Genomic DNA, 12,786 nt, shown 5'->3' with positions numbered 1-12,786 from the left:
TGTTTTCCCTCCATCTCTCTATTGCATAGTCATTCTACCAACAAATTTTGAAAAGGTAAAATTATAAACTCAGCAACTTAATAATTGGAATGGGATGAATCTGGAGCAAATATACGATATATTTAAAGTAAGTAAAAGTGAGGTCATTATGTCAGAGATTAAATGGAATGAATTTTTGATACCTTATTCGCAAGCTGTCGATGAATTAAAGATAAAATTTAGAAACTTGCGTAAGGAATTTTTGGAAAAAAATGAACATTCGCCGATCGAGTTTGTGACAGGCCGGGTCAAGACTGTTGATAGTATTAAAGAAAAGATGCGTCGCCGCTTTATCACTGAAGATCTCTTAGAGCAAGATATGCAAGATATCGCCGGAATCAGAATTCAGTGTCAGTTTGTGGAAGATATTTACGACGTAGCCAAGTTGCTTCACATCAGAGAAGATATGCGAGTAATCGAGGAACGTGATTATATTGCTAATAGTAAGCCAAGTGGCTATCGCTCTTATCATGTGGTGATCGAATATCCGATTCAAACAGCCAGTGGTCAAAAGAATATCTTGGCAGAGATTCAAATCAGAACATTAGCCATGAATTTTTGGTCAACGATTGAACATTCCTTGAACTACAAGTATCAAGGCGACTTTCCCGAAGAGATCAATGAACGGCTCAAACGGGCAGCTGAAGCATCATTCATGTTGGATGAGGAAATGTCAAAGATCCGTGAAGAAATTCAAGATGCCCAACAATATTTCACAGACCGAAAACGTGATTTAAATAACCCAACGGAGCATAAAAAATAATGAGAGTATGGATTAATAATAATAGTAAAGAAAAATCAGTAATTGCTGCCAATAAATTGCGCAGTAAGTTACTTGACGCTGGGTTGATCTTGGATCGCCGTGATCCTCAGTTAGTTATCAGTGTCGGTGGGGATGGTACGTTACTTAGTACTTTCCACGCTTATGCAGCCCATTTGGATCAGGTCAAATTCTTGGCTTTGCATACCGGACATTTGGGTTTTTATTCCGATTGGACTGATACCGAGATCGACCAACTGGCGGAACGGATCATTGAACGTCAAGATAATATTCCTTCCACAAGTTATCCACTGTTGGATGTATTGGTGGAAAATAAAGAAGGCTCTTTGTTCCATGGGATTGCAATCAATGAAGCGGTCGTTCGCCGTCTTTCTTCTTTAACAATGAAGACGCGCGTCGATTTAGATAAGGAATTTTTCGAAAGCTTTCGTGGAGATGGACTGTGCTTTTCAACGCCAACCGGTTCAACGGCTTATTCTAAATCAGTTGGAGGGGCCTTGATTCATCCTAAGATCAGCGTCTTTCAGATGATCGAGATAGCTTCGATCAATAACCGTGTTTATCGTACAATTTCTTCACCGATTATCATCCCTCATAATCAACAAGTTGACCTTTATCCACAGACTGCTGACGATTATGTGGTCAGTTGTGATGGAATTACGACTAAGTTGAAAAATGTCAAAAAGATCACTATTAAACTTAATTACCAACGTGCCCAATTTGCCCAATATCGTCACAGACACTTTTGGACCCGTGTAGAAACGGCCTTTTTAGGACAAGATGAATAACAATAATCGCTTTTTAAAATTTGTGATTGGTCCGGATGATAAAAAAATTGTGCGGAAGTTTCTCGTGCAACACAGATTCTCGTCGAGTCAATTACATAATTTGAAGAATAAAGGTGGACAAATTTTTGTCAATCATAAGCAACGTCATTTTAATTTTCAATTAAAGAATGGCGATGAAATGTTGGTCATTTTAAATGTCGAGGAACCATCAGATTTAATTGAACCAATGAAGGGGGCAGTTGACGTTGTTTATGAGGATAGCTATCTGTTGGTAGTCAATAAACCGCCTGAATTAGCCAGTTTACCGGCTAAAGCTAAGTCCAGTAAGACGATGGCCAACTTGGTCAAGGGGTATTTATTGTCTAAGCATGAGAATACGACGATTCATTTAGTGACGCGCCTGGATCGGAATACTTCTGGATTGATGGTATTTGCCAAAACTTCTTATGCACACTCACTCTTAGATCAGATTTTGCATACAGAAGATTTTCAGAAGTTTTATTTAGCCTTGGTTTATGGAAAAGTTGAACCTGAAAAAGGGTTGATCGATTTACCGATCGGCATTGACCCAGAGGCATTTTATAAACGTAATATCGATCACCAATTAGGCAAGACTTCACGAACGCTCTATCAAACGGTGGAAAACTTTCCTGACGCCAGTTTGTTAGAATTAAAGTTATTAACAGGTAGGACGCACCAGATCCGAGTGCATCTCAGTGCTATTGGTCATCCCATTATCGGCGATGACATGTACAGTGGCAAAAAAGATTTACGTATGGATCGACAGGCACTACATTGCTACTGCCTAAAAATCGTCCACCCGGTAACGAAAAAACTCTTAAATTTGCACGCACCTTTACCTCAAGATATGGTAATGTTAGAAAGTGTGCTAAGGGGTGATAAGAATGGATGAGAACGAAAAGAGACTTCAAGATAAATTTACTCAACTAAAAGGTTATCTTGATAATGGGGATAAAAAACGTTTCCGAAAAACATATTTGGATATGCATTTTTATGACCAGAGCACTTTTTACCTGACGTTGGATAAGCCTGAACGATTGACCCTTTATTCGATTCTAGAACCCGACGAAATGGGAGATATGTTTGATACGATTGAGGACGACAATCCCTTGATTCCAGAACTATTGAAAGAAATGGATCTAGGGTACGCTTCAAAAATGTTGAACGATATGTATGATGATAATGCTGCCGATGTTTTGGAGCACTTGGAAAAAGTTGACGTTGATCGCTTTTTAGACCAAATGCCAAGAAATGATGCTAATAATCTGCGTGGATTATTGCATTATGATACTGAAACAGCCGGTGGTATCATGACCACTGACTACGTTAAGTTTCACGAAGAAGAGACGGCGGCTCAAGCGATTCGCGCGCTAAAAGAGTACGCTAAAACGGCTGAAACGATTTATTACTTATACATTTTAGATCACCACGATGATCTAGTTGGCGTTATGTCGTTACGTGATTTAATTTTGTTAGATGATAATGACAAGTTAAGCGAAAAGATGAATAGCGATATTATTACAGTTAACGTTGATGCTGAACAAGCTGAGGTTGCTCAAGTTTTTAGAGATTATGAGTTCTTAGCCGTTCCGGTCGTCGATCATTCTAATAAGCTAGTCGGTATCGTTACAGTCGATGATGTTATTGAAGTTATTGATGACGAAGCTCAACAAGATTATTCTGGTTTGGCTGGTGTTAGTATGGACGAAGCCAATACCGATGGTCCCTTTAAAGCGGCTTCGAAACGGTTGCCTTGGCTGATTACTCTGTTGTTGTTGAGTATGATTACGGCGACCTTGATAAACCACTTTGAAGGATTGCTGGCTGAAGCTAGTATCTTAGCGGTCTTTATTTCTACAATCACAGGTACAGCCGGTAATGCCGGAACTCAAAGTTTGGCTGTGGCAGTTAGGCGACTGGCAGTTGAAGAGATCGATCGGCATGAGTTTTTGAAGTTGATCGGTAAGGAATTAGTTACAGGCTTTGTTACAGGGCTAGTTACCGGAACCGCAGTCTTTTTCTTAGTCGGAATTTGGAAGCATAATTTCGTCTTAGGTATGGTGATAGGATTAGCAATGTGTGCCGCTATAACGGTGGCTAATCTGGCTGGTAGTTTGATACCGATGTTGATGTCGAGCTTTGGCTTTGATCCAGCGGTGGCCAGTGGACCATTTATTTCAACTCTGAGTGACTTAACTTCAGTTTTGATTTATTTCAGTATCGCCGGTATGTTTATGCAATATTTTATTAAAGTTTAAGATTCAAAAAGTCCTCAACGGCCGAAGATTCAAGTTATCTTTGGGCCGTTGAGGACTTTTTTAGTTGTTAATTAATTGTTAACGCCATCAATAATTTTAGTTCCATGTAATTCTTTGACACCGAGTTGTTCAGCCAGCTGATCAACATTTTGGTAGTTGACGCCACCACCAGGCAGAATCGTTATCCGACCATCGGCATAGTCTATGTACTTTTTGATGTTATTAACCGTTTGGTCGATAGGCGTAGTTAGTGGACCACCATGAGTCAAGATGCGGTCAACATCGTGATCGATCAACCAGTCAATGGCTTCTTTTTTGCTATCTTCAGCTAAGGCATCAAAAGCCATGTGAAAGACGATCTGCATACCACTAGAAGCTGCAATCAATTGCTCCATCGCTTCCTCATCTAAATCGCCATTGTTTGTTAAAGCTCCGAAGGCAACGCCGTCTACACCTAACTTTTGGGCCTCAAATAGGTCTGTTTCCATCATCTTGATTTCTAAGTCGTTGTAGACGAAATTACCGCCTCGTGGGCGAATCATCTCGACTAACGGGATGGATTTTTCTTGAAGATATTTGGTGGCCTCAGTTAAGACGCCTAAACTAGGTGTCGTACCACCAACTGCTAAGTTGTCATTTAGTTCAATTCGATTAGCACCATTTAAGACTGCGGTGGGAATCTTGGTAAAGTTTTCTACTGCTACTTCTTTAAAGATAGTCTTCAACCCCTCACTATTCATTGTGCTTATAGTGTAACAAATTTTACAAAAAAAGAACGTCCTCAGACGTCCTTAATAAGTTAACCATTCAAAGCTTTAGTTCCAAAGTAGGCGATAACGATGATAGCTAAGATAATTCGATACCAACCAAAGGCCTTGAAGTCATTGCGTTTAATGTAGTCAAGTAAGAACTTGATAGATGCATAAGCAACAATAAATGAAACAAGTGTACCGACTAAAAGAATAATAGTTTGATCACCGGTAAAAGTATTTCCGTGGGCAAAATATTTAACAATCTTCAAAAGACTAGCGCCAAACATTGTCGGAATGGCTAAGAAGAATGAAAATTCAGTGGCTACATATCTTGAAGTACCGATAGTCATACCCCCAAGAATCGTAGCTCCGGAACGTGAAGTACCAGGCACTAATGATAATACTTGGAAAAGTCCAATTTCAAGAGCTGTCCTATATGAAAGATCATCGACTGAGTCAACTTTTGGCTGTTTATCTTTCAGCCAGTTTTCTACCACGATGAATAAGACACCATAGATCAGCAAGGTAGCTGAGATAACTTGCCAGCTGGTTAAATTCTGTTCCATCCAATCATTTAGCGGTAAACCGATGATTGCAGATGGCAAAATGGCAAAGATAACTTTAAGCCACATAGTCCAAGTCTGATTTTTCTCAATGTGGGTCTTCTTTGGTGAGAAAGGATTCAATTTGTGGAAGTAAATAAGGATAACTGCCAAGATGGCACCGAATTGAATAACTACCATAAACATATTGATGAAGGCTGTAGATTCGTTTAATTTGACGAATTCATCAGCCAAGTACAAATGTCCTGTAGAACTGATTGGTAGAAATTCAGTAAAACCTTCGATGATACCTAAAATGATGGTTTTAATGATTTCAATGAACATGATTAATTAATTATTCTCCCGATTACGATAAAATTTGAAACTAGATAAAGTGTACACAAGTACCCTCGGGAATAGCAATATTATTTTCCAATTTTGTTAAGATTCCTTTATTAGGATTGCGTTTGAAAATAGTAATATCGTTAGAGTCTTGATTAGCAGAAATGACATATTTTTCTGATGGATCAAGGTCGAAATCGCGTGGGCCTTTACCAGTTGAAACTGTTCCAATCTTCTTGAGACGGTCGCCGTTACTATCCACGCTAAAGGCAGCAATCGTATTAGCACCACGAGTTGAAGCGTAGAGGAATTTTCCATCTTTACTGATTCTGATTGCGGCAGTAGTATTTTTTTGCTCGTCTTTAGCAGCTTCAGCTTCATCGACCAAAGTTAGTCTAGCAGTTTCAGAATCATATTCCATTACTAGAATTTTTGAAGCTAGTTCACAAGCCACGTAAACGTATGGTTTTGTAGGATGAAAGACTAAATGTCTTGGAGCATAGCCAGCTGGGGCAATATAGTTGTTCATTAATTTAGGTTGTTTAGGATCATCAATATCATAGATATAAATCCGATCGGCACCGTAATCACAGATGATCAATTTGCCGTCAGGCGTCAAAGCACTGTAGTGTGGTTTTGATTGATCTTGCTCAATACGAGGGCCGTGGCCAGTAAATTTAACTTCAGAATAATGTTCAATTTTGCCATCAGCCGTTAAATGATCGATCTTAACCTTGCTCAAATGGAAGTAGGCACTGAAAATCAAATTACGACTAGGGTCGAATTTAACGTATGAAGGTGAAGTCGATTCAGAGAAATCTTCGTCCAACAAGGTTGGCTTTTCACCAGAAATATCGTAAACGACAAGGCCGCCACGATCGTCCTTTTTAGCAAGAGCGATTAATTTTAAATCATTAGTAACGTCAATGTAAGTTGGTCCATTTATTTCGACCAAAGTTTTTGGGTCCGAAATTTGGCCATTATCTGAATTAAATTCAGCTTCATAGACACCTTTACCGGTATTTTTGGTGTAACCGCTAAAGAGAACTTTTTCAATCATTATCAATTCCTCCAAATAATGTATAGTATTATAATATATAGTATAATCTTACTAAAAAATTTTTGGGGAGCAGTTTATGAAAGAATCGTCAGATAGAAAGAGAAGTTGGTTTTACCAATGGTTCTTAAATAACCAACTGACAGTAATTCTGATTAATATTTTTCTGATCTTTTTAATTATCTTTGTTTTTTCAAAGATAAGTTTTGTCTTCTCACCGGTGAATCAAATTCTGGGAATTACAATGCCACCAGTCATCTTGGCCTTGGTCCTTTATTATTTGATCAATCCGTTGATCAATGTTTTGGAAAGTAAATTTCATATCAATCGGATAATTTCGATAACATTTGTTTTTCTAATCATCTTAGCGCTCTTGATTTGGGGCGTTATGACGCTGATTCCTTTTGTTCAAAATCAGTTCGACTCCTTAGTCAAGAATTGGCCACAATATTGGGATTCTTTGAATAAGAGTTTGCAGAATATGTTCTCTGACCCCAAATTACATGTGGTAAGAGATCGTTTAGCCGCAACGAATAAGTCAATTACAAGTAGTTTTGATAAGTCGATGGATAAGATCCTACCTCAAACAATGAATAATATTAGTTCTGTTGTAGGCGTTTTGACGAATGTATTGGTTATTCTTTTGACAGCACCTTTTATCCTCTTTTTCATGCTAAAAGATGATAAGAAGTTCAAGGAGTCAGTCATCAAATTTATGCCTGATCGGATCAAGAACTCAGTTGGCGATATGTTATCTGAAATCAGCCAATCTTTGAGCAACTATATTACTGGTCAACTTACAGTAGCCTTTTGGGTCGCTGTAATGTTCTTTGTTGGTTATCTGATTATTGGACAGCGTTATGCATTGGTTCTTGGTATCGTAGCTGGAGTTTTGAATTTGATTCCTTATATCGGTTCAACTTTGGCCTTAATTCCTTCACTCGTCATTGCTGCCTTTGTCTCACCTTCAATGGTGCTAAAAGTTTTGATCGTCTTTGCGGTCGAACAGACGATTGAGACACGTGCTATTTCGCCAATCATTGTTGGTAATAAGATGCAGATGCATCCGGTAACGACTATCTTGGTTCTATTGGTTTCAGCAGGCATGTACGGCTTGATTGGAATGGTTGCTGGTATTCCAATCTTTGCCATTTTGAAAATCATTTTTACGAGAATCTTCACTTGGTTCAAACGCAATTCCAGTTGGTATTCCGAAGAAGAATTACTGGAGAGCAATCCTCACGATGAATCTCAAAACACGGAAGATTCGCAGAAAGTTCAAAAATAATTCAAAATTATATTGTATAGACCGGGCATATCGTTTATACTAGCTATTGAGTTTTGTGGTTATTTGTTTTTCTCAGGAGTAATTTTGACAAAAGCAAGTAAACGAGAGGCTATACTAGCGCATGTCCTTGCCGTGGTTTTCACCGAGGAAATGCGCTTTTTTTGTTAAATTTAAGGAGATTTTCTATGACTAATCATATTGCACTTTATGAACCGCTAATGCCTGCTAATACTGGTAACATTGCTAGAACTTGTGCAGGTACTAATACTAAATTGCATCTAATTCGACCATTAGGCTTTAATACGGATGACGCCCATATGAAACGGGCCGGTTTGGATTATTGGGATAAGGTTGATATAACTTATCATGACAACCTCGATGAGTTTTTGAAATCAATTCCTGATGAAAAATATTTATATTTAATTACAAAATTTTCAAATAAGGTTTACAGTGACCAGGATTTCACGGATACTTCAGTTGACCACTATTTCTTGTTTGGTAAAGAGACTACTGGTTTACCAGAAGATTTTATGCGTCGTAATCCAGAAAAATGCTTACGAATTCCAATGAGCGATAATATTCGTGCTTTGAATCTTTCCAACAGTGCTGCTTTAGTTATTTATGAAGCTGTACGCCAACAACATTTTGCGGGATTAGAATTGAGTCATCATTATGATCACGATAAATTAGACTAGGAGGATCAAGTATTATGAAAATCAATAAAGGTGCTGTTACAGTTCAGTCTTTCCATTACGATGCTGAATCGCCAGCTGCTGATACTAAGACTGATTTACATATCAATATCGAGCATCCTGACTTAAAGAATTCGAACGGGGATCCGATAGACGAAGATGAGGGGAAAATTTTTCAAGTAGTCATACCTTTTGACATTCATGTGGAAAATGCTCCCTTCAGAGTTTCGGGAGTGATTGGTCAAGTTGTTCAACCAATTGGCTTCCATGATGAAATTCAAGATCTAGATGAGAAACAAGTTAGACAGTTATCCAGACCTTCAATCGAGTATATCGAAACTTTGACTTATCAAGTAACAGGTGTAGCGTTGAACAGTGCAGTTTCATTAAACTTCAACAACCATGAACAATTAACACCAAATGATGAAATCAAGAGATTAAGAAAAAAGGAAGCTGAAGATAAGTAAAAACAGTCCAGTTGGGCTGTTTTTTTTGAGGTTTAAAAAAGGTATAATTTTAGATGATTACTTTTTAATTCATGTGAGGTACTTATGGCAAGAAAAAAGGCAAGCACAACGCCTAGAAAGAGAAAAAAGGCAGTAAACAATTCACGTTTGATTCGTTCGTTAGTAAGTCTAGTGTGGATAATTCTGTCCATTTTAGGGTTATTTAAGTTTGGCATCGTAGGCAAAACTTTTGATAACTTTTATCGAATTTTTGTTGGCGATAGTTATCCGGTCTTATTGGTCATCAGTATCTTTGTAGCTGCATTCGTGATTGCGACTGGACGGATACCCGTTATGACGCCGAAACGAAACTTTGGCTTTATCTTTATTTATTTGGGATCATTGATCATATTACACGCGATTTTCTTCTCCAGTATGTCGCTATACCATAATTATAATTTAGTGACTTGGAACACTTTAGCTGCCGATATGACTCAAGTTTCCGTCAGCAATTCAGTTGGCGGTGGGATGATCGGTTCTTATCTATACAGTTTCTTCATGCCAATGTTTTCCAGTTTGGGAACTTACTTTGTAACTGCTTTATTGATTTTTATTGGTATTTTGATGTTACTAAATGTCACGATGAAACAAGTTTCCATTGCGACAACGAATATTTTAGTCAAACTCAAACACTGGTCTCTCAAGATTAAAGAGGCAATTTCAGGTCATTACAATAATTATGTTGACCAAAAGAGTTCTCCGACTGTCTCTAAAAGTCATGATAGTTACCAGGAAACTGAAGTTACTCGTGATGGTAACAAGATTGCTGACGGCTTGAGTAGTTTTAAGCAAAAACCTGAAACGCCAGAGGAAGACTTCAAAATTGAAGGAATCTCTACACCTACTGAAGCAAAACAACCAGTTGCAGAAACTGAGACAAAAAATAATGCTACGGCAGATGTTCTATCGAAGCCTTATGGGATAGATGGTACGAAGGATAAGCATTTGCCTGATCCAGTCAGTACCAAGAAGAGTGACAGTAATGTTAATAATGATGATTACGAATTACCTTCGATTGATCTATTGAAAAAAGTCTCGCAAACTGATCAGACTTCAGAAGTGCACTTGATTGAGGAGAATAAAGACAAGCTTCGGCAAACCTTTAAGAGTTTTGGGGTCGATGTGGAAGTTAAAAAAGCTAGCTTAGGTCCAACGATTACCAAGTATGAGGTCCAACCTGCTGTCGGAGTCAAAGTAAGCAAGATTGTTAATCTAGCTGATGATTTGGCTTTGGCTTTAGCAGCTAAGGATATCCGAATTGAAGCGCCAATTCCTGGTAAACCGTTCGTTGGTATCGAAGTGCCAAATAAGACTGCTTCAACAGTCTCTTTTAGAGATATTACTGAACATCAAAAAGATAAGACTCATCCCTTGATTGTTCCGCTAGGCAAGGATGTCTCAGGTAACATTATTGAAGCCAATATCACTAAGATGCCCCATTTATTGATTGCTGGTTCCACTGGTAGTGGTAAATCCGTTGCTATCAATACGATTATTACTGGTATTTTAATGAAGGCTAGACCAGAAGAGGTCAAATTAATCTTAATTGATCCTAAGATGGTTGAATTGAATGTTTATAACGGAATACCACAACTGTTGATTCCCGTTGTGACAGATGCACGTCGAGCAGCTGGTGCTCTGCAAAAGGCTGTCAAAGAAATGGAACGGCGCTACAAACTCTTTGCTGAAACAAGTCATCGTAATATCGGTGAATATAACGCTGATGTCGATAAGTTTAATCAGACGGCCAGTGATGAAGATAAGATGGAACGTTTGCCATATATCGTCGTTATAGTCGATGAGTTGTCTGATTTGATGATGGTAGCAGGTCATGAAGTTGAAGCAGCTATTGTCCGCTTAGCCCAGATGGCACGTGCTGCGGGCTTGCATATTATTATTGCAACACAACGTCCATCAGTTGACGTTATTACTGGATTGATCAAGGCTAATATTCCTTCAAGAATTGCTTTTGCGGTTTCTAGTGGGGTCGACTCCAGAACCATCTTAGATGCAGTTGGGGCAGAAAAATTGCTCGGTCGAGGTGACATGCTTTTTCAACCGATTGGTAAGAGTAAGCCAGTACGTCTGCAAGGAGCCTATATTTCGGAGCAAGAAGTGGAAAATGTTGTAAAATTTGTTAGTTCTCAACAATCTGCCGACTACGATGAAGATATGATTCCGACAGATGTCGATGAAGGTGGATCTGAAAGTGATAAGCCCGATGATGAATATTGGGAAGATGCAGTGGATTTGATCGTTCAACAACAGTCAGCCAGTGTATCGATGTTACAACGCCGTTTTGCTATCGGTTATAATCGGGCAGCCCGAATGGTTGATGAAATGGAAAATCGAGGTATCGTTGGTGCCTCAGAGGGTAGTAAGCCAAGGAAAGTATTGATTACACCCGAACAACTTGAAACTATTAGAAAAAATCAGGTGAAAAATTGAGAAAAACATTAGCAAAGAATATCTTTTTGAACATCAATCCGATTAAAAAATTTCGCACGATCAAGATTCAAATTGATTTTTTGAGACCGTTAAAAAAAGAGCAGACAACTGCCCGTCGACTGTTGGCCAACGTGATGTCTAACTCGACGAAGGATTATTCTAGTTTTCGGGCGATAAATGACCGTGAAATGGAATTGTATGGTTCTGAAATCAATGTTTTTACAAGAAATTTATTAAACTTCAATGACTTGGCATTCAGTGTGGAATTTGCCGATCCTAATTTCTTGATTGACGGTAAAGACCAACTGAAGGATAACTTGGATTTACTGAGTGAAATTATTTTTAAGCCTAATTTGGCCGATGGCAAGTTCGATGAAACGGCCTTTGAAACTGAAAAAAGAAATTTGATGTCAAATCTCTTGTCGATTCAAGATAATCAAGATTTAGTTAGTTCGTTAGGATTAGCTAAGTTGATCTATCGTGATAATCCCGACCGTCAAGCACCAATTTTTGGTAATATCGAACAATTGCAACAACTGACTAACGAAGATTTATATGCTGCTTATCAAGACGTAATCAAAAACGATGCCGTTTTGATCAATGTAGTGGGCAATGTCGATGAAGCAGAGTTTTTGGCTGAACTAAGCGACAGTATTTTTAATGAAAAATTGCAGTCTGGTCGCCAAGATTTAAAAATTGAATTTGAAAAATTTGATAACTTAATTGCCAATCCAGCTAGTCAAATCGATCACAAGCATTTGAATCAGAGTCGAATTGCTCTAGCATATGCCACAAAAGGAGTCTCTAAAGACTTCAATCGCTTAGCACCACAAATTATGAACCTGATTTTGGGCGGCGATGATCAGTCACAATTGTTCTTACAAGTCCGTGAAAAGAATAGTTTAGCTTATTCAGTTTCCAGCACTTATCAACCTTTGAGTCATTTAGTTATGATTCAAGCCGGTCTAGATGCAGATTCGGTCGATAAAGTTTTAGATTTAATTACGCAACAGATCAACTTTATTAAACAAGGTCGTTTTAGTGATTCGCAAGTTGAACATGCTCAAAAAGTTATGCTGACACAACGTAAGATTTCGAGCGATACGATCCAGCATTACATTATGCGGAGCATCTGGGAAACGATTTATCCAAAAACATTATTGACTGATGCACAGTTTGAAGCCGAATTGCAAGCTTTAGATCGACAACACATTGCTAGTGTAGCCGACCACTTATATGCAATTGCTCAGTACCAATTGATTGGAGATTAGC

The 12,786-nt window shown here is 38.4% G+C and carries 12 protein-coding genes; 9 read left to right on the top strand and 3 right to left on the bottom strand.

Annotated elements, in window-relative coordinates; genetic code table 11:
• Nucleotides 1-148: 148 nt before the first annotated feature.
• The 4 genes from ACG72T_RS05430 to mgtE are packed head-to-tail and all read left to right on the top strand — an operon-like array spanning nucleotide 149 to nucleotide 3,887.
• Complete coding sequence (locus ACG72T_RS05430; RefSeq protein ID WP_395265130.1) at nucleotides 149-802, top strand: GTP pyrophosphokinase family protein; 654 nt, start codon at nucleotides 149-151, stop codon at nucleotides 800-802.
• Nucleotides 802-1,608, top strand: a complete 807-nt coding sequence (locus tag ACG72T_RS05425) for an NAD kinase (RefSeq protein ID WP_395265129.1) — start codon at nucleotides 802-804, stop codon at nucleotides 1,606-1,608. The genes ACG72T_RS05430 and ACG72T_RS05425 overlap by 1 nt, the downstream gene beginning before the upstream one ends.
• Nucleotides 1,601-2,521 carry an RluA family pseudouridine synthase gene (locus ACG72T_RS05420; protein ID WP_395265128.1) on the top strand — a complete coding sequence of 307 codons (921 nt, stop codon included), beginning with the start codon at nucleotides 1,601-1,603 and terminating at the stop codon, nucleotides 2,519-2,521. Before ACG72T_RS05425 ends, ACG72T_RS05420 begins: the two co-directional genes overlap by 8 nt.
• Nucleotides 2,514-3,887 (top strand): magnesium transporter, encoded by a 1,374-nt coding sequence (mgtE, locus tag ACG72T_RS05415; RefSeq protein ID WP_395265127.1) that lies wholly within the window; start codon nucleotides 2,514-2,516, stop codon nucleotides 3,885-3,887. Before ACG72T_RS05420 ends, mgtE begins: the two co-directional genes overlap by 8 nt.
• Nucleotides 3,888-3,958: 71 nt before the next feature.
• Here mgtE and ACG72T_RS05410 read toward each other — a convergent pair whose 3' ends face one another.
• From ACG72T_RS05410 to ACG72T_RS05400, 3 genes are all read right to left on the bottom strand, one after another.
• The gene (locus ACG72T_RS05410) at nucleotides 3,959-4,603 is read right to left on the bottom strand and encodes a copper homeostasis protein CutC (protein ID WP_395265243.1); all 645 of its coding nucleotides are present in this window, start codon (nucleotides 4,601-4,603) and stop codon (nucleotides 3,959-3,961) included.
• Nucleotides 4,604-4,686: 83 nt separating this feature from the next.
• Entirely contained in the window at nucleotides 4,687-5,526 is an 840-nt protein-coding gene (locus ACG72T_RS05405; RefSeq protein WP_395265126.1) for an undecaprenyl-diphosphate phosphatase, read from the bottom strand.
• Nucleotides 5,527-5,566: 40 nt separating this feature from the next.
• Nucleotides 5,567-6,583 carry a lactonase family protein gene (locus ACG72T_RS05400; protein WP_395265125.1) on the bottom strand — a complete coding sequence of 339 codons (1,017 nt, stop codon included), beginning with the start codon at nucleotides 6,581-6,583 and terminating at the stop codon, nucleotides 5,567-5,569.
• 76 nt (nucleotides 6,584-6,659) lie between these two features.
• Here ACG72T_RS05400 and ACG72T_RS05395 point away from each other — a divergent pair, with 76 nt between their 5' ends.
• The 5 genes from ACG72T_RS05395 (at nucleotide 6,660) to yfmF (ending at nucleotide 12,785) form a co-directional block, all read left to right on the top strand.
• Nucleotides 6,660-7,868, top strand: coding sequence for an AI-2E family transporter (locus ACG72T_RS05395; RefSeq protein WP_395265124.1), 1,209 nt, complete (start codon nucleotides 6,660-6,662; stop codon nucleotides 7,866-7,868).
• A 185-nt stretch (nucleotides 7,869-8,053) separates the two neighbouring features.
• A complete protein-coding gene (gene trmL, locus ACG72T_RS05390; protein ID WP_395265123.1) occupies nucleotides 8,054-8,563 on the top strand; it encodes a tRNA (uridine(34)/cytosine(34)/5-carboxymethylaminomethyluridine(34)-2'-O)-methyltransferase TrmL in 510 nt (169 codons plus the stop codon).
• Nucleotides 8,564-8,577: 14 nt separating this feature from the next.
• Nucleotides 8,578-9,027 carry a DUF1149 family protein gene (locus ACG72T_RS05385; RefSeq protein WP_395265122.1) on the top strand — a complete coding sequence of 150 codons (450 nt, stop codon included), beginning with the start codon at nucleotides 8,578-8,580 and terminating at the stop codon, nucleotides 9,025-9,027.
• A gap of 84 nt (nucleotides 9,028-9,111) precedes the next feature.
• Complete coding sequence (locus ACG72T_RS05380; RefSeq protein ID WP_395265121.1) at nucleotides 9,112-11,514, top strand: DNA translocase FtsK; 2,403 nt, start codon at nucleotides 9,112-9,114, stop codon at nucleotides 11,512-11,514.
• The gene (gene yfmF / locus ACG72T_RS05375; RefSeq protein WP_395265120.1) at nucleotides 11,511-12,785 is read left to right on the top strand and encodes an EF-P 5-aminopentanol modification-associated protein YfmF; all 1,275 of its coding nucleotides are present in this window, start codon (nucleotides 11,511-11,513) and stop codon (nucleotides 12,783-12,785) included. Before ACG72T_RS05380 ends, yfmF begins: the two co-directional genes overlap by 4 nt.
• Nucleotide 12,786: the final 1 nt, after the last annotated feature.

Source organism: Companilactobacillus sp. FL22-1, from assembly GCF_043951805.1.
Classification (GTDB): domain Bacteria; phylum Bacillota; class Bacilli; order Lactobacillales; family Lactobacillaceae; genus Companilactobacillus.
The sequence above is the reverse complement of the archived record's forward strand: the minus strand, read 5'-3'. Positions and strand labels throughout refer to the sequence as shown.

Coding starts and splice junctions, on each gene's coding strand:
- ACG72T_RS05430 (WP_395265130.1), top strand. CDS start 149: ATGTCAGAGATTAAATGGAATGAATTTTTGATACCTTATTCGCAAGCT.
- mgtE (WP_395265127.1), top strand. CDS start 2,514: ATGGATGAGAACGAAAAGAGACTTCAAGATAAATTTACTCAACTAAAA.
- ACG72T_RS05385 (WP_395265122.1), top strand. CDS start 8,578: ATGAAAATCAATAAAGGTGCTGTTACAGTTCAGTCTTTCCATTACGAT.
- ACG72T_RS05395 (WP_395265124.1), top strand. CDS start 6,660: ATGAAAGAATCGTCAGATAGAAAGAGAAGTTGGTTTTACCAATGGTTC.
- trmL (WP_395265123.1), top strand. CDS start 8,054: ATGACTAATCATATTGCACTTTATGAACCGCTAATGCCTGCTAATACT.
- ACG72T_RS05425 (WP_395265129.1), top strand. CDS start 802: ATGAGAGTATGGATTAATAATAATAGTAAAGAAAAATCAGTAATTGCT.
- ACG72T_RS05400 (WP_395265125.1), bottom strand. CDS start 6,583: ATGATTGAAAAAGTTCTCTTTAGCGGTTACACCAAAAATACCGGTAAA.
- ACG72T_RS05380 (WP_395265121.1), top strand. CDS start 9,112: ATGGCAAGAAAAAAGGCAAGCACAACGCCTAGAAAGAGAAAAAAGGCA.
- ACG72T_RS05405 (WP_395265126.1), bottom strand. CDS start 5,526: ATGTTCATTGAAATCATTAAAACCATCATTTTAGGTATCATCGAAGGT.
- ACG72T_RS05420 (WP_395265128.1), top strand. CDS start 1,601: ATGAATAACAATAATCGCTTTTTAAAATTTGTGATTGGTCCGGATGAT.